This window comes from Nitrospira sp. M1, from assembly GCF_965152605.1.
The window spans coordinates 1863952-1882703 of the sequence record NZ_OZ224217.1; the positions used below are offsets into that span (position 1 = coordinate 1863952).

Below are 18752 nucleotides of genomic sequence, written 5' to 3' on the forward strand. Positions count from 1 at the left end.
GTGGCTATTTCTAGAGACCTATTTTTAGCAATCTTATCAATGGATTCTTATAACCGTGGATACAATGCTGGCATAAACGATGGTGGAGCTAATGATCCTGACGGCCTTGGTGGGCTTGGATCAAAAATTGGAAATGCAACCGTAATTGAACAAGATATTTCACCGGAAGCCCAAGCCGCCGGTTTCTACGCCGTGGCGTATGAGTGGAATGGCGAAACGATCATTTCCTATCGGGGGACAGACAGCTTTGCCACATTGCCCTGGAATGACCAAGGTGGTGACTTTTGGAATGGTTATGGCACAGGAGCTGGGTCAGGCACGAGCGAGCAGGCCCGCTTGGCTGCTGAGTTTTATCAGGCGGTGACTGGAACGCAGACTGGTAATCCACTGACTGGATCAGCCACCTTAACCGGTCATTCGCTGGGTGGTGGGCTTGCTGGCTTCATTGGTGCGTTGTATCACGAGGATGCAAAGATCTTTAACAGCATGCCATTTGAGCTCGCGGTTGAAACCGCCTATGGGCATGCTGACACGAGAGGCGCGGTGTGGGATCAATTCCGAAAAGATTTTTATAACGATGAGGATCCGTTTGCGCCGTTGCTTAGTACTAACCTGCAAGGGTATGCCGTGACAGGAGAACTCCTCGATATCCTGACAGCTGGCCGGGTGTATCAAGATATGCCTACCACCTATTACGACAGTCATGCTTTTTTTCAAAATCCGGTTGATCTGCACTCGCAAGCCCTTCTTACGACACTGATGTTTGGGCAAGAACATGCACATTTGGACTGGGAGAGCATTGGTCCCGCTCTCATTAATGCGATTTTTACTACTGAAGTCGCAGAGCAAGCTGGTTTTAAACCAGCGGACACACAGGGGCGATATTCAGAGACCGACAAGATGCTGTCAGCCATCGCCTATTCTGCGCTTGATACAGATGATCACGGTAACGGTACGCTGGTATTCGGCAATACGGGGATTCGCGCCTTATTTGATGACGCCGATGAGCTGGGAAAATTAGTGACGGAGGGAAAGATCCCAACTGCGCATGGGAATCCACTTCCAGATTTGGCGAAGGCCATTGTGCAGTTTGCGGGGCAGATGGCGTTGGGCGAGGTGAACTACAAGAGCCACACCGACTGGAGGCCTGAAGAGGGATTTTTAGGTCTTTCAAATAATGACACGGTCTTGAAGGCTGACCTGGCTAAGGACCTGTGGAATATCGGGGCCGATCATCCAGATCAAGACGTCATGGTCGACGGAATCCAAACCATTGTCAATAACTTTTTTATCGAAGAAGTGGAGGCTGATACCATTCTCGCGGCCATGCAGGAGCTGTATGGATCCGCTATTACGAATAATGCCCGTGTCATCAACCGAATTGATTTTGCTCTTGAATCTGGTTCGCTCACTGTGGAGCTTGCAGAACGTGGAAACGACCCAGAGCGTGGAGGTAATCCCCCTTCATACGATGAACACACCACCAGTCTGTTCGTGGCCCTTGGGGAAGGAGACCAGATAGATGGAAATAGTGATAACAACATTATTGTCGCGCGTGGGGGGGAGGATACACTGTACGGTCGGACGGGTAAGGATATTATCGTGGGAGGCACAGGCAAGGATCGCATCATCGATCTGGTGACCGAAGAATCAGCCGATGGTCGTTCGAATGAAGATGATGTGTATATTGGGGGAAGCTCCGACGACACTGTGGAATATCGATTGTCTGATGAGCGGGAAGGAACGTCTGCACTCGCTGCGTTTGGGCTCTCTCTTGCTGAGCTTGACCACAACGCTACTCTTGGGAGCACTGATGCGATCAAACTAACCATCACGGATCAGAACTCCGGGAAGTCTGGTACAGATTATCTGGTCGATATCGAGAACGTCATTCTGTCAGAACGAGGAGATGAGGTTGTTGTGGAGCAGGCCTGGCTTGATGCCGACCTCGAGTTGGATCTTGGCAAGGCTGGGGGTGGGGCAGACACAATCTTTACCAGAGCCGATTATGACCGTGCATCGTTTGCCAACTTTAGTCAAGGTACGGTTACCGAAGACGGAGCGACACGGGTTGGGGATAGCGCCTTACGCATTAGTGGGGCAGAAGAGCTGATTCTCACAGATGGGAAAGATCGGTTTGATGATACCATGCGATTCGGCAAGATCGATGCGGGTAAAGGGAACGATACGATTATCGTGAAGAATCCAGAGTATCTCACGGCAGGATCGCTGGTTCACCCCGGGGTTGCTGATAGCGCGATGGCAGGGGAGGATCTTCGGCTGGAAATCTACGGGGGTGATCATGATGATACGATTCACTCCTTTGGTGGGGAAGGAACCAAGATTTTTGGCGGGGATGGCAATGATACTATTTGGTCGACGACATTTGGAGCGGAAGTGCAAGGAGGTGACGGCCAAGATACCTTCTGGCTGTCAAAAAATACATTAATCACCGATGCCAAGCCGGAAGACCGGATCTCGTTTTTTGGGCTGTGGGATCTGACAGGCGGAGTGAAAAATAAGCAGTCGGAGTCGTCGTGGGCGTACAACCCCATCGGGGCTATCCATTATGGCAAGAATACGGACGGAGAGTTAGTTATTTGGAGCCCCCTCACCGGGGGATCCAAGGCTAACCCGAATGCGACGTATGTGGCGAATGCCAAGGTCGATCCGACGGATCCATTCAGTGAGCGCACGGCGGGCCTTCTCGTGATTGAGATTGAGGTTGAAGTGCGCAAGGGCTGGGAAGGCTGGAGTCAAGGGCTGTTTGATTTCTTTGAAACATTCTTTGGGTATTACATGAAGGCGATGACCGGAAAATCGTATTTTTCCGGCGTTGATCCATTGGTTCTCGATTTGGATGGCGATGGCTTGGAACTCACAGCACGGACGACACAGTCGCCCCTCTTTGACTTAGATGGTGACGGTTTTGCGGAGCAAACGGGGTGGGTGCAGTCAGATGATGGATTGTTGGTACATGACATCAATGGCAATGGGGAGATTGATGATATTCGGGAACTGTTTGGCTCGCCCACGACCTCGGGGTTTGAGGAACTGGCCGAACACGATACGAATGAAAATGGTGTGATCGATATCAATGACGCCATCTTTTCAGAGCTGCGCGTGTGGCAGGATCTGAATCAAAACGCCAAGGTGGATGAGGGCGAACTCTCGTCTTTGGAAGATGCTGGAATTGAATCCATCTCGCTCACCGCGACGGCAAGCAGTGAGACCAACGCGAACAATCTTGTAGCCGAAACTGGCAGCTTTACGCGCACGGATGGTACGACCAATGAAATCGCCGATATCAAATTCAAGATTAATAATTACGATTCCAAATGGTTAGGAGATTCGACGATAGATCCCACCGTCGCGCATCTGCCCAACCTCACAGGCCATGGCACGTTGAATGACTTACATGTGGCGTTGACGTTGGATGCGACCGGCAATCTCAAGAATACTCTGGACTCGGTATTACCGACGCTCGCTACGCCGAAGTTGGAGACGTTGCGCGAGCGGACGATTCCCGTGCTGGAGGCTTGGGCGGCAGCGGTGCCGGTGCAGAGCCTTGAGCCCGTGGATCCCAATACTCCTCCTCAACCTCAACCCGATGTGCATGCCTTTGTGTACCGTACCCCTGGGGCAACGATTATTGAAGATTTTGCTGTGCAGAATGTGGATGGAAGTTGGGCCTTAGCCAGCGGGACGACCATACGGGATGCTGCTGGGGAAACTATTCTCCAACCGACTATCGAGGATATTCTGGCCTTTCTTCCAGCGGCTGAAGGCGCTTGGGAGACGATTGAAGGACGGCAGATTGAATTCCTCGAGCGTTTTATGGGGGAAGAGATTGCCATTGAGCGGGTGGAAGCGGGAAACGATGCCGCCATTGCCGCGCTCCAAGGCACAATTGAATTCATGATCGAGCGAATGGATGTCTTGGCGGTGAAGCTGGCGATGCAAGGGCCGTTGCAATCGTATTTTGTCGGGCTGGAATATCAAGTGGAACACGATCGCATTAAGGCGACGACCAATCGCGACTTGGTGCCCACGTTCGAAGCCATCTTTGCCGATGCCCCAGGTGAGACGAGTGGTGATTCCGCGTGGTTACAAGACTGGAAAGCCATTTTGGATGTAATGGGCGAAAGCTTTCAACGCTTTGGTGATGATCATCTTACGCCCTCGTACTCGTTTGTGTTTACCAACATTGTGGCGGCATATGAGAACGTTGGGTTGGCAATTGACCTGAAGACCGCGGCCATCGACTTGGGGATTCCTGAGGATATGCTTGTTGTGGGTAGCGGTGAAGTCGTAGGTGATGGCGGGCAGAACTTGATTTACCTCGGTGCGGGTGATCAGATCTTGAAAGGCGAAGGCGGGCATGATGTGTACGTGGTAGGCCGGGATTTCGGTAACGATATCATTGACGACTACGAAGCGCCGTTGACCAAGAACTCCGAAGACATGCTGCGGTTTGCTCACTACACGCCTGAGGATCTGGTCTTTACCCGTGATGGAATCGATCTTGTGGTGACGACAGTCAATAATCCGGCCAATGAACTACGAATCCTTGAACATTTCATTGGCGAAAAGCCACATTTGTTTGGTGGGAACGTGAACCCCGATCGCGGGATCAACGAAGTGATTTTTGCTGACGGGACTGTCTGGCGGGCATTTGAGATTGCCGAGGCTGTGTCGCGGCCCTTGGACACCGATCAATCCATCACAGGAACCTGGGAGTCCGATCACCTGGATGGCGGTGCGGGCGATGACTATCTCTCTGGCGGTGATGGTGGCGACATATATTTCTTCGATGAAGGGTACGGGCACGATGTAGCGCAGGACCGGTTGACCTATGTGTTGGTGGATGATCCGGACTTTCTGGTATTCGGTCAGGACATTGCGTTTGATGACGTTTCGTTCTCGCGTCAAGGGTCATCCCACGATATTGTGGTCACCCTTGATCAGACTGGCGATACGCTGACGTTGCAAGGGTTTGCCGATGCGACGTATACCGGCTCGTTTGGGACCCAATGGTTTGACCGGATTGAATACCTGATCTTTGCCGACGGCACAGCGCTGCAATGGTTTGATGTGTTGACACAGGTGGTTGCCGAACAGAAGACGGATGAGGACGACACCATTTACGGATTTGACTATCAAGACGTGCTGGATGGCGGCGCAGGGAATGACTATCTCTCCGGCGGCAATGAAAATGATACGTATATCTATGACGTGGGGTACGGGCATGACACCATCGAGGACAACCTGGACAATATTTTGTCCGGGCAGACCGATACGGTCAGGTTTGGCTCGGGTGTCGAGCTCGAACAAGTGACGTTCACAAGAAACGGCAACAGTTCAGATGTGATCATTGGAGTTTCTGCCGAGGATACATTGACAGTCAGCGGACAATTCGACGCGACGTATACCGGTTCTTTCGGCACACGCTGGTTTGACCGGATCGAAGCGTTCGAGTTTCTGGTGAATGGGGAGACGGTGACGCTCACGGCGGAAGATGTGATGAGGACCGTGTTGGAGGACGGCAGGACGGATGGCGACGACACGATCTACGGGTTTTCTCGAGAAGACGTGTTGGATGGTGGAGCTGGCGATGATTATTTGTCCGGCGGTAATGAAAACGATACGTATATCTTCGATCTCGGCTACGATCATGATGTGATCAAAGATAGTCAAGACAATATTCTCTCTGGCTCGACGGATACCATTCAATTCGGAGCGGAGGTGGCGTTGGATCAGGTGATATTTGACCGAGATGGCAATAGTGAAGACCTGATCGTTCGCGTATCTGATACCGATAGCGTCACTGCGCGTGGGCAGTTCAATGCTACCTATACCGGAGTGTTTGGCGTTCGTTGGTTTGACCGGATCGAACAATTTCAGTTTGACATTGCTGGTGAGACGGTCACTCTGAGTGCCTCAGACGTGATGGGTCGCGTGCTCGAAGATAAAAGCACGGATGGCGATGACGTCATCTACGGTTTTTCTCGTGAAGATGTGTTGGACGGCGGCGCGGGTGATGATTACCTCTCTGGTGGTGATGAAAACGATACCTATATTTTTGGTCTAGGTTATGGCCATGACACGATTCGAGAGGGCCGCACCAGTATTTTTAGTGGCAACAATGACAAAGTGATTTTCACTGGCGAGTTAACGCCTGACGACATTACGCTGTCACGCGAAGGCAATGCCGATACGTTAGATATCTTTTTAAACGATGGTTCACAGTTGACCGTCAAGGGGTATTTTGCTGAGAGTATTAATTTTAACAGTCTGGAAGAGTTCTATTTTGAAGGATCTGAAACCTCGCTGTTCATGAATGATATTCAATTACGTTTGCTCGCGGACGCCCAAACGGATGGCGACGACACGATCTATGGATTTGAGGGTGACGATGTTTTAGACGGTGGCGCGGGGAACGATTATCTTTCGGGCTGCAATGGAAATGATACTTATATGTTCGGGTTGGGCTACGGCCATGACACGATCCGTGAAGCTCGCACCAGTATTTTCAGCGGCGATGACGACAAGGTGATCTTTACCGGCGCATTGACGCCTGATGACATCAGGTTGTCCCGAGAGGGGAGTTCGAATACGGTAACCGTTCACTTGCCGGATGGGTCTACACTGACCATCGAGGGCTATTTCGGTGGAAATGCAAACTTTAACAGAATCAAGGAGTTGTATTTTGAAGGTTCGGATAGCTCACTCTTTATCAATGATCTGAAAACGCAAGTACTGGCCGATGCCAAGACGAGCGGCGACGATGTGATTGATGGATTTGTCGGTAGTGACCGCTTGGATGGCGGAGCTGGCGACGATTACCTACGCGGCAATTCAGGAAATGATGTCTATGTGTTTGATCGCGGCTATGGTCACGACACCGTATCCGACAGCTTTGTCAGTATTTTGCATGCCAATACCGATACGATCGAATTCGGTGGTACGCTTACGCCGGATGATCTGTGGGTCTCACGCGATGACACCCGCCTTGTGATTGAGATAAAGGATACGGCTGATACGCTCACGATTCGGTCTCAGTACCATTATACCGGCTGGTATTCTATCGAGCAGTTTGCGTTTGCCGATGGCCAAGTCCTGAGTAAAGCGGACATGACGGCGCGGACGATGTTGGGTTCGGACGAGGATAACGATATTGCCGGCACCGACGGCGACAATTTGCTTGACGGCGGTGGTGGTGATGACATGCTCACGGGGCATGATGGGTCGGATACCTACGTCTATGATCTTGGGGATGGGCATGATGTGATCGTTGAAGGTGAGGATGCCCTCGGGAGAGATGTCATTCAATTAGGTGCGGGCTTGGTGCCTGTCGATTTGACGCTGGAACGTATCGGGACGCAAGGCCTCGATGTTCGTCTTCATCTGCAGGGTATTGCGGGGTCGATGGTACTCAAGAATCAATTAGCCGGATCAGGTCAGGGTATTGAGGAGTTGGTTTTTCACGATGGAACCGTGTGGGCCGGTGATGACCTGCTTGCGCGTCTCTTGGCTGATGCGAGCACCGATGGGGATGACACGATTTATGGGTTCGAGGATCGTTCTGACGTGATCGACGGCGGAGCGGGCGACGATGTCCTCCATGGATTGTCTGGCGACGATGTCCTCTATGGTGGAGACGGGGATGATACGCTAAGCGGAGGCGATGGTCTTGATTCGTTTGATGGCGGACTAGGCAGTGACACGGTGGATTATCGTGAAAGCCTCGACGATCTCGTGGTGAATCTCGATCAGCAAAACGTCTCCGATTCCAACACGGTGGAAACATTCGTGAGCATTGAGAATGCGATCGGCGGGTCGGGCAATGACCGATTTGTCGGCTCATCAGGCGCAAATGTCTTCGGCGGCATGGGCGGATCCGACACCTATGTCTTTGGTGCTGGTGCCGGCCATGATGTGATTCAAGAGAATGGTGCGGAGGAGGATATCGACCGAGTGGAATTATCGGGACTCACAGAAGCCGATGTCTCGGTCACGCGTAGTGGTCACGAACGGCAAGATCTGCTGCTGACCATCAATGCGACTGGCGAAACGCTCACGATGGAGAATTATTTTATCGATGCGGCCCATGGAGTGGAAGTCATCCAATTTGCCGATGGGAGTCAATGGGATCGTGGGAAGGTCTTTACACTTGTTCCATTCGTCGGGACGAATGGGGACGATACCATTTGGGGAACGCCGCATGACGATGTGTTCGTGTCGAGCCTGGGCAATGATATGTCTGACGGTCAAGAGGGTGGCGATATGTATTACTACGCCAGTGGCCATGGCAGCGATACGGTTGAGGATACGGGGACGGTTGTGGAAGACCACGACTCTTTACAGTTCTCGGATCTCTCACGTACTGATTTGACGTTTGCGCGAACAGCAGCTGATCTGTTCGTCACGGTCATTGCTACGCAACATGTGCTTCAGATTACAAATCAATTCACCTCAGGTGGATTGGGATTAGAGCAAATCGTATTTTCCGATGGAGAGGCCTGGAATCGTTCTGACATCGAAACGCTCGTGACGGATTATGCCAATGCCTTGAATGGGACCGCGGCTGATGACACCATCACGGGCACGAGTAGCGCAAATACGCTCGTGGGTCAGAAAGGTAATGATACGCTGCATGGAAAAAAAGGATCGGATACATACATCTTTACGCGTGGTGATGGACAGGATGTCATTGAGGACAATGGCTGGTTTTCGACCGACCGACTCTTGCTCAACGGCTATACGACGAACGAAGTCCATGTGAGTCGGGAGGGGACGAGCACAACGATCGTGCTAACGTTTGTCGGAACGGAGGATCAAGTGAGGATCATTCGGGCACTTGATGGGTGGGCCGATGGGCTTGAGCAAATTGTCTTTGAAGACGGGACAATCTGGACCCCCTCGACATTGCAAGAAAAGATACTGACTGAAGCCATCACAGACGGGGATGACACGATCGTAGGCTTCGAGACCGATGACGTGCTGACAGGCGGGTTGGGGAACGATATGCTGCACGGCAAGAAGGGATCCGATACGTATCATTTTACACGCGGGGATGGCCTGGAGGTGATTGAGGACAATGGCTGGTATTCGACTGATACGTTGCGTATTCATGGGTATGCCCCACATGATGTGAGTCTCAATCGTGTGGGAACTTCGTATACAATTGAGCTAGGTTTTTCCGAGACGACTGATCGGGTGACGTTGGTGAACGGCCTCTTGGATGGACACGATGAAATTGAACAGATTGTTTTTGATGATGGGACCGTCTGGACTTCGTCAGCGTTGAGTGCGCGAGTGCTGGCCGAAGCAGCTACTGACGGGGATGAGACGATCGTGGGCTTCGAGACTGCTGATGTGCTGACAGGCGGATTGGGCAACGATACGCTGCACGGCAAGAAGGGATCCGATACGTATGTGTTCACGCGAGGTGATGGACAAGATGTCATTGAGGACAATGGCTGGTTTTCGACCGACCGACTGTTGCTCAACGGCTATACGCCAAACGAAGTCCAGGTGAGCCGGGAGGGGACGAGCACGACGATCGTGTTAACATTTGTCGGAACGGAGGATCAAGTGAGGATCATTCGGGCACTTGATGGGTGGGCCGATGGACTCGAGCAGATTGTGTTCGAGGATGGAACTCTTTGGACTCCGAGTATATTGCAAGAGCGGATCTTGACTGAAGCCATCACGGAAGGGGATGACACGATCGTGGGCTTTGAGAGCAGTGATGTGCTGGCAGGAGGGTTGGGTAACGACACACTGCATGGAGATGATGGCTCTGACACATATGTCTTCACACGTGGCGATGGACAGGATCTGATCGAAGATAACGGGTGGTATGATACGGATAAACTCCTGATTCATGGATATACGCCGGAAGAGGTGCGCTTACAGCGAGACGGAGGCTACTCGGTGATTCTTTCGTTCCTGGGCACGGATGATGAAATCACAATTGTGAATGAGTTTACGACAAAGGGCGATATGATTGAAGAAGTGCATTTTGACGATGGCACCGTGTGGACGGAAGGGGCCATGCGTGACCAGGTGGTGGCCCAAGAGACGACTGCGGGCGATGATGTGATTGTGGGGTATAATTGGGCCGATGAGCTAGTCGGCGGGTTAGGGAACGATACCCTCCATGGGGAAGATGGCTCGGATACGTATGTCTTCACACGCGGCGATGGGCAGGACCGGATCGACGACAATGGGTGGTACGATACAGACAAGTTAGTGCTTCATGATTATGCAACGGAAGACGTCAATTTAAGCCGAGAGGGGAACTATACAATAGTCTTAACCTTCCTTGGTACTGAAGATCGTGTCACGTTGGTGAATGGAATCACGACCAAATCAGACCGTATTGAACAGATTGTGTTTGATGATGGCACGGTGTGGACAGAATCCAATGTAAGGTCCCGGCTGATCGATGGCACATCTGTGTCAGACGTACTTGCTGGGACGGAACAGGGCGATCTTCTCACAGGGTTTGCCGGTGACGACATCCTGACGGGTGGAACTGGCAATGATACTTTCGTGTTTCGCGATACGATTTTCGGTCATGATACGGTGACGGATTTTACAGCTGGGGAGGCGTCCGATGATGTTGTGGAAACGAATGCATTTACGTCATTCGAGGATGTCCTGTTAGCAGCATCTGACGATGGAGCCAATACGACGATTACGATTGATGCAGAGAATTCGATTACGCTTGAGAATGTTCTTGTGAGCCATCTTCATCAAGATGACTTTCAGTTTGTATAAGTGGTGTTTTATGACTGAGTGATGAGCTCATCGTGTCAACGCCTTTTCAATCGGCCCCCTTTTTCATAAGCGGGGCCGATTTTTTTTGGAAATATACTGGGGGCAGAGATGAAATAGCATAATACGTTTCTAGCCTGTAACGGCTGCTGCCAATCTCATCAACGTGGCGGTTGTTTTCTGTGGTACCTGCGGTTGCCTGCCGTTCCTGTCTGCTGGTGCGAACAGGATGGAATTGTTGCATGTCGTTGTTCGCCCTATCCCATTCAAATGGGGAATGGTGTCCGGGGTGCAATGTTCGCGATGATGATCGGAGACACGATGAGCGGCGAGTCAAGCGTGTGAGTCTCTTTCGTCATGGCCGCTTGTGATGCAGGATGACGTGATGATGATCTTGTCTGTCGAACATTGAATCGCCAGTGCCCTGATCTTTCGGAGTAACCGTTGCCAAGATTTTTTAGCATTCGCCTGAGTTGAGCTATGAAGAATTCTCATTCAAGACAGCCTGTGGTTTCCCCCATTGTCGAGGCGCTTTCGCTCCGAAAGACGGCGTTTATTATCGTGGGGTTGATCAGCCTGGTGATTAACGTGTTGATGCTCACCGGCCCCCTGTTTATGTTGCAAATCTATGATCGGGTTCTGACGAGCGGGAGTGTTCCCACGCTTGTCGTCTTATCCGGGTTGGTTGGAGGTTTATATCTCTTTTACGGTCTGCTGGAAGGGTTGCGGTTGCGCTGTCTCGCACGGATTGCCGCATGGATCGATGATCGGTTTTCTGGCAATAGTTTAGCTGCGAATGTCTCCCTTTCCCTGCGTTTTGGTCCGGAGCTCCAGGGGCGTGACTCTGTGCGCGATTTAGATTCGGTTCGGCAGTTCTTGTCGAGTCCTGGGCCATCCGCCATGTTTGATCTGCCGTGGATGCCCGTCTACTTGGGTATTATTTTTGTGTTTCATGCGTACTTAGGCTGGCTTGCGCTGGTTGGCGCACTGATCATTTCTGTGTTGATTGGATTGAATGAAATGGTGGGCCGCAGACCTACGAAGCAATTGGCTGAATGTGTTGCGCAACGTACCGCGATAGTCGGAGCAACGCGACGAAATGCTGAAGTCTTGACAGCCATGGGCATGTTGAGCGCGTTTATCCAACGTTGGGAGAAGGACAATGCCGATTACCTTCGGATGCAAGGTGTGGCAATCGATCATTCGACGTTCTTTAGTACCAGCATCAAGACGTTTCGTTTTATGTTGCAGTCCGCTGTGCTGGCATTGGGAGCGTGGCTGGCGATTCGTCAAGATATTTCGCCAGGAGTGATGATTGCTGCATCGATTATGACTTCACGAGCGTTGGCTCCTGTGGAGCAAGCCGTCGCACATTGGCGCGGATTTTTAAGCGCTCGCCAAGGTGCAAAGAACTTAGCCGAGTCTCTTCGAGTCGGTATGGTCACGACACCTGAAACTCAACTTCCTCCGCCAACACACTCTTTAGATGTTCAACAACTTGCCCTTGCTGCCCCTGGTGAGCGAACCCTTGTCATTCAAGGTGTCACGTTCCGTTTAGAGGCGGGGGATGGGTTGGGAGTCATCGGACCGTCAGGGTCAGGAAAGACGAGTCTTGTTCGAGCATTGGTTGGAGTGTGGGCTGCGGTCAAAGGTGATGTGCGACTCGATGGGGCCCAATACGATCAATGGGACCGGACGACGCTGGGAAAATCGATTGGGTATCTCCCGCAAGATGTGGAGTTGTTTGATGGGACGGTTGCCGAAAATATTGCCAGGTTTGAGCCCGATGCCACATCCGAGTCTATTATTGCCGCAGCGCGTTTGTCTGCTCTTCATGACATCATTACCTCATTGCCGAGAGGGTATGACACGGTGATTGGTGAAGCCGGAGGACGGCTTTCAGCGGGCCTTTGCCAACGCATCGGATTGGCGCGTGCGCTCTATGGGCATCCCTTTTTGATCGTCCTCGATGAGCCGAATTCCAATTTGGATCATGAAGGCGATGTGGCGCTCCGGGAAGCCATTACCACGATGCGAGCTCGTGGTAGCATCGTGATTGTGGTGGCGCATCGACCAAGTGCCATTGAACCAGTTGATCAACTCGTATATCTCAAAGAGGGGCGACAAGGCGCATTTGGTTCGAAGGCTGAGGTGTTGGCTCAAGTGACCCGTTCGGCATGCCATTCAGGTACGGGTATGGAAACTGTGAAGTCATGACACACACGGAACAACAGATAGCCGGCAGTCTCAACCGACATTTGATCGTCAGTGTATTGTTGATTTTCCTTCTTGTCGGAGGTGTGGGGAGTTGGGCGATGGTTCAAGAAATTAACGGTGCCGTGATTGCTTCAGGCGTGATCGTCGTTGAAGGCAATGCGAAGAGAGTGCAACATCAAGAGGGTGGTATAGTGAAGTCCATTCACGTTCAGGATGGAGCCGTTGTCGAAGCCGGCAATCTGCTCGTGCACTTAGATGATACGGTTGTGCGGGCAAATTTGGCGATGATAATGGGTGAATTAGGCAAGCTGACTGCACAGGAAGCGCGGCTTGTGGCTGAACGAGATGGAATGGGTAGGCTGACCTACCCCCAAGACCTACATGAGCAGGCAGTGCACGATTCTGCGATCGCCAGCAGCTTGTCAGATCAACGCGCGTTAAAAAAGGTTCGAACATCAACTCTTCGCGGGCGTAAAGGACAATTGAATGAACAAATTTCTCAACTTGAAGAACAGATCGATGGTTTTGAAGTTCAACGAGATGCAAAGTCTGAAAATATTACACTGATCAATGAGCGATTAACCGTACTGGAGCCTCTTCTTCCGGAAGGGTTGGTCACGGCTTCGGAAATTACGGCGCTGAAACGTGATCGTGCAGAACTATCCGGGGATCGAGGTGAACTCATTGCACAGATTGCTCAAGCCCATGAGACCGTAAGCGAACGGCGTCTTCAAATTCTTCAGCTTGAGGATGAATTTCGGTCACAAGTGTTAGAAGAATTGCAAGATGTTCGTGCCAGAATCACGCAATTACGTGAAGAACGAATCGCGGCCCTTGATAAGCTTCAACGCGTGGAAATTCGTGCTCCACGAACCGGGTATGTTCATGAGCTTGCTGTTCACACGATTGGCGGTGTGATTCGTGCTGGAGAGACATTGATGCTGATTGTGCCTCGTGAAGATGTCCTAATTGTCGAGACACGGTTGCAACCGACGGATGTCGATCAAGTGGTCGGGGGGCAACATGCGACAGTCAGGTTTCCGGGGTTTCATCAACGCACGACACCGGAATTATTGGCTCAGGTCTCGACCATTTCAGCCGATTTAACTCATGATGAAGCGACCGGAATGAGTTATTATATTGCACGTCTGTCCATTCCAGAACACGAGTTACGCAAACTTGAGGGGAAGGCTCTCTTGCCTGGTATGCCTGTAGAGGCGTTCATCCAAACCCATCAGCGCACAGTGCTTTCTTATCTTGTCAAACCCCTCGAAGATCATCTCGTTCATGCCTTCAAAGAATAATGAAGATGTGACGAAATTATTTGAATGGTGCAGTATTTTCTGTTCCTCCAGGCCATATTCCTGTTCATGTATGGTGTCTGTGCGTTTCCTGCCATACGCTCAATGCACTATTCATAAGACTTGATCGTTCTAAACAAACCCTCTGGCATGATGTAAGACTTTCTCCCTTTGCATGCTTCCGCCTTCCGCCTCCCATTGTACCAATCCTCTTGTTTTAAGAAATTGGCTTGCTGACCGACATAGAGAGAGTGAGACGATTACTCTCTAACAAACAGAGTATGACCTGTACCCTTCTCTTGTTCACGCTCCTTGGTTGCGTGCAAGTATGTTGGGCAGAGTCAGACGATCTGCGAAGCCTAGGCGCACGCCCGACTTTGCGACTGAGTTTGCGAGATGCCATGGCTGCTGCTGTTGATCAAAATTCCAGTGTGCGTCTGTTTCAGGAGCGGGTAGCTGAAGCTCAGGGGGCTGCCGATACGCAACTTGGGCAATTGCTTCCGAACCTTTCTGGGCGAATGAGTGGGGCGAGACGCCGCCTGTTTTTCGGTTCATTTGGTCGAGCGCCAATTGTGGCTGACCCCGATCGATTGTATGAAACACGCGCCTTGTTAACACAGAATGTCTTTAGTTTGAGCCTTATTCAAAAGTGGCGTGCCGCGAAAATGGGGGTGGAGGTTGCAGGATTGGACGCAGAAGTCACCACGCGCGATACGATGGCCACGGTTGGGCTCGTGTACTTGGAAACGCTCCGTGCACAGGAAACGGCAAAAGCTCGAGAGGCTGATGTTGCACTCAATCATGAGCTGCTTCGTTTCACGACCAAGCGACGAAAAGCCGGCATGGCGACAAGTTTAGATGTCAATCGTGCACATGTACGATTTAAGAATGCGAGACAGCGATGGTTGGTAGCGCAAAATGAACGTGATCGTGCGAGACTGAATTTACTTCGTGCGATCGGTCTATCGTTTGATATCGATCTGGTCTTGACTGATAGCTTGCGAATGGTGTCGGTGCGTGAGCAAACTCTGACTGAGGCGTTGCAGGTGGCTGAAGACAATCGCTCTGAGCTGAAGGTGCAGAAACGAAAAGAACGCCTGGCTGATCTGACGTTGAGTTCGGTGCAAACTGAACGCGTGCCGTCCATTCAAGCGTCTGGCGATGTTGGATTGATTGGGAATAAACTGTCCAATATGCTCACAAATGACAATCTGCAACTCATGATGACGATCCCAATTTTTGATGGAGGGCAACGAGAAGGTCGGATTTCTGAAAGCCGGAGTCGTATTCGTCAGGAAATGATCAAGACGCAGGATATCCGAGACCAAATATCGTTAGAAGTTCGAGACGCAGTCCGTTCGTTACGCTCTGCCAAGCTGCAGGTCAAAGAAGCCGAAGAAGGGTTAACGCTGGCTCTGACCGAAGTCAAGTTGGCACGTACTCGGTTTGCCGTGGGGATGGCGACAAATATTGAAGTCACGGATGCTCAAGCCTCTGTCGCAACGGCGCGTGATAATCGAATTGAGGCTTTGTTTAATTTTAACGCTGCTCGAATTAACTTGGCACGAGCTCAAGGCAGAGTTCTGGATGTATCCTGATAGCATGTTCCTACCCCGTAGTCTGTTCTTCTTACGTTTGACGCAATCCAGTCCATGTTCGTGTCGTGTACGTCTCGTCATGCACTCGAGTGTGATTTTTCTACCGTAAAGACCTTAACAATCGCTATTCACATCGTGAGTGAATTCAGAGTCTGGAAGAAGGGAGTCCTTCTTTAAAGTGGAACTGTTATAGCCGTTTCAGTTATTCCGAAACGATAACACGCCATCTTGTACACGAGTGATATCCAATACGTGAGAGAACACGTCAAGCATTGTCAGGACATTCAAGCGGGGATAACCTTCCATTCGTTGAAACATGCTTGAGTGAGTCATCGCGCGGGGCTATAGCCGTTCAAATTTACTTCCGTCTGTACGACGTGTGTTTTTGCGCTGTGTACATGATGCAAATTCGGGTGAAAGTTATTTGGTTTCGCTATAGTTGATCGACCTCAGCTGGAACGTATTGGGATTCGCTATAATATGTATCCTATTGGGTACATGAACATAATTTCACAAAATCTGTGTACATCAAGATCTGTAACTTGTCTCGGTGACAGACTTCATGTTTTTTTGCTAAGAGTTGGCATGCGCCGCGCACTGTGGAGATGTTATGCTAGGGGTATTCGTATGTACCTAGTCAATTCATCACTTTTACTGAAGAGGACACATTATGGCTATCACACGTATGTGTTTAGGAATCTGTTTCGGTGTGCTTTTGTGGGTGGGGACGGGATTGGGGGCCGACCCGAGTGACGTTGGGAAGTTTGTCCAGGCTCGAGTTGAAATAGGCGAGATGATGACAGAGTATTTTTCCGGCGGGCAGGCCTATGGCGGTGGTGAACGACCGTCGCCAGAGAAAATGAAGGAAATTGGTGAAGATATCAATGAGAAGCTCAGTACGCTGTTGGCGAAGCATGATCTGAGTGTGGAGGACTATCGTCTGCGGAGTCCAGAAATTTTTGCCGATGAGACAGCCGTCATGGAATTTTTGAGTGAAAATCCAGAATTGGAAAAACGGTATAAGGCGCTTCCATTTGATCGGATGGGACGCGGTGGTAGTGGGCGAGGATACTGACGAAGGAAGAGTTGCCACCTTAGCCTATGATAGGCATCTGTGTTCGGAATGAAGGAGATCGACCATTATGACTCCGTTTGTTGATCGGATGATTCGTGCGGCTAAACTCGATGTCCATCTCTATGAAGAAGTTGAGGCAGACAAAAGTGCGATGGGCCAAGCCATGGCGGTCGTGGTCTTATCGAGCCTGGCTGGCGGGGTTGGGTTTATGCAACACGGTGGACTCATGGGGCTGGTGGTCGGCACGGTCGGGTCCTTGATTGGATGGTATATCTGGGCGCTGTTAACCTATCTCATTGGTACGAAACTCTTGCCCGAACCGCAAACTCATGCAGATCATGGGGAACTGTTACGGACGGTCGGCTTTTCAAGTGCTCCTGGGATGATTCGCGTGCTGGCTATACTTCCAGGCTTGGGTACGCTGGTGAATTTCATCGCCAGTGCGTGGATGCTCGTGGCGATGGTCATTGCCGTTCGCCAAGCCTTGGATTACCAGAGCACGTATCGCGCAATTGGCGTTTGTTTAATTGGGTGGATTGTACAGGCTGTGGTCGCCGCACTATTGCTGACGTTGGTTGGTGGGGTCCCTGATCCGATGCTGGAGAACTAATCTCGACATTTTATTCTCCAGGAATTTCTAAGCTGCTTCGTCCAAGTTTGCCGTGACGATAATCCGTTAGCAGAATTTTTGCGGCTTTTTCTCTATCTAATTCACCTCCTTTTCCTTTTCTCAAGCAACCCCGTTTGATGGCAATGGCGTCGAGTACGTCAGAGCCATCGAGTCCCTCGGAGGCCACTCCGTAGCGCGTTGCAAGTAATGCAGGGTAGCGCGCAAGGAGAATGGTTGCGAGAAATTCGGCAATTTCTTCGTCAACCACAACTCTGGCGCTAATTGCGTATATCGTGGCAAGCAGCAGTCCCACATTCGGATCTTCGATTTTTGGCCACAACAGGCCTGGTGAGTCAATGAGCGTCATGTTGCTGCTCAGCGAATGACGTTGTTGGACTCTGGTGACAGCCGGTTGATCGCCGACTTTTGCGAGACGGCGTTTCAGCAGCATATTCATGAGCGTGGATTTTCCCACGTTCGGCACGCCTGTGATGAACATCCGTAGCGGTTTCGTTGGACTGTTGCGATGTGGAGCCAGTGGTTGACAGAGAGTCGGAACTTTGGCTGTCTGACCGGGATGAGTGCAAGAGATAGCTACAGCCGAAACGTCCGCCATTTGGTTGTACTGCTTCAGCCAGGACTTCGTGATAGTGGGATCAGCCAGGTCGGCTTTATTCAACACCTTCAAACACGGGCGGTGGCAAGCCAGTCGAAGTTCCGTGATCACAGGATTACTGCTGGCTTCCGGCATGCGTGCATCTAACACTTCGATGACGACATCACTGGCTGCCATGGTCTTAGCGGTTTCTCGACGTGCTACGGTCATGTGACCTGGATACCATTGTACCGTCATCGTGACATCCTCAACATCTGATAAACATGGTCACGTATCGCGACCACATACTGAACCATACTATGAACGATAGTTGGTTTGCTATCTTGTCCGCTCATACTGTACTCTCATAACCCTGTTATGGATCAGCGTCAGCACCGCGCGTCTTTGCGCGAATTCACGCCTTGTCCGACTTCCTCGCCTTTTTATTGTCCAAGTCTTTGACCGGAAATGATACAGCCTTACACCATGAGTTTATCCTGCCAGGACTGGACCTGACACATGCCTGCTATAGCCGTTCCAATTTACTTCCGTCTGTACGACGTGTGTTTTG

The 18752-nt window shown here is 51.0% G+C and carries 7 protein-coding genes; 6 read left to right on the plus strand and 1 reads right to left on the minus strand.

Going from position 1 to position 18752, the window contains the following annotated elements; genetic code table 11:
* The 6 genes from ACWHX8_RS08570 to ACWHX8_RS08595 all read left to right on the plus strand — a co-directional run bounded on the left by ACWHX8_RS08570 (window position 1) and on the right by ACWHX8_RS08595 (window position 17586).
* Window positions 1-10788, plus strand: coding sequence for a calcium-binding protein (locus tag ACWHX8_RS08570; RefSeq protein ID WP_447971535.1), 10788 nt, complete (start codon window positions 1-3; stop codon window positions 10786-10788).
* 477 nt (window positions 10789-11265) lie between these two features.
* Entirely contained in the window at window positions 11266-13002 is a 1737-nt protein-coding gene (locus ACWHX8_RS08575; protein WP_447971536.1) for a type I secretion system permease/ATPase, read from the plus strand.
* Window positions 12999-14306, plus strand: a complete 1308-nt coding sequence (locus ACWHX8_RS08580) for an HlyD family type I secretion periplasmic adaptor subunit (RefSeq protein WP_447971537.1) — start codon at window positions 12999-13001, stop codon at window positions 14304-14306. The genes ACWHX8_RS08575 and ACWHX8_RS08580 overlap by 4 nt, the downstream gene beginning before the upstream one ends.
* A 278-nt stretch (window positions 14307-14584) precedes the next feature.
* On the plus strand, window positions 14585-15901 hold the full coding sequence (locus ACWHX8_RS08585; protein WP_447971538.1) for a TolC family protein: 1317 nt from the start codon (window positions 14585-14587) through the stop codon (window positions 15899-15901).
* Between the two features lie 670 nt (window positions 15902-16571).
* Window positions 16572-16976 (plus strand): hypothetical protein, encoded by a 405-nt coding sequence (locus tag ACWHX8_RS08590; protein ID WP_447971539.1) that lies wholly within the window; start codon window positions 16572-16574, stop codon window positions 16974-16976.
* A gap of 67 nt (window positions 16977-17043) precedes the next feature.
* The gene (locus ACWHX8_RS08595; RefSeq protein WP_447971540.1) at window positions 17044-17586 is read left to right on the plus strand and encodes a YIP1 family protein; all 543 of its coding nucleotides are present in this window, start codon (window positions 17044-17046) and stop codon (window positions 17584-17586) included.
* Window positions 17587-17596: 10 nt separating this feature from the next.
* Here the strand turns inward: ACWHX8_RS08595 and ylqF are convergent, their stop codons facing one another.
* Window positions 17597-18439 carry a ribosome biogenesis GTPase YlqF gene (gene ylqF / locus ACWHX8_RS08600; protein ID WP_447971541.1) on the minus strand — a complete coding sequence of 281 codons (843 nt, stop codon included), beginning with the start codon at window positions 18437-18439 and terminating at the stop codon, window positions 17597-17599.
* Window positions 18440-18752: the final 313 nt, after the last annotated feature.

Bases quoted from the DNA above. Each gene is read 5' to 3' on its own strand.
- ACWHX8_RS08585 (WP_447971538.1), top strand. From the start codon at position 14,585: ATGACCTGTACCCTTCTCTTGTTCACGCTCCTTGGTTGCGTGCAAGTA.
- ACWHX8_RS08575 (WP_447971536.1), top strand. From the start codon at position 11,266: ATGAAGAATTCTCATTCAAGACAGCCTGTGGTTTCCCCCATTGTCGAG.
- ylqF (WP_447971541.1), bottom strand. From the start codon at position 18,439: ATGACGGTACAATGGTATCCAGGTCACATGACCGTAGCACGTCGAGAA.
- ACWHX8_RS08580 (WP_447971537.1), top strand. From the start codon at position 12,999: ATGACACACACGGAACAACAGATAGCCGGCAGTCTCAACCGACATTTG.
- ACWHX8_RS08590 (WP_447971539.1), top strand. From the start codon at position 16,572: ATGGCTATCACACGTATGTGTTTAGGAATCTGTTTCGGTGTGCTTTTG.
- ACWHX8_RS08595 (WP_447971540.1), top strand. From the start codon at position 17,044: ATGACTCCGTTTGTTGATCGGATGATTCGTGCGGCTAAACTCGATGTC.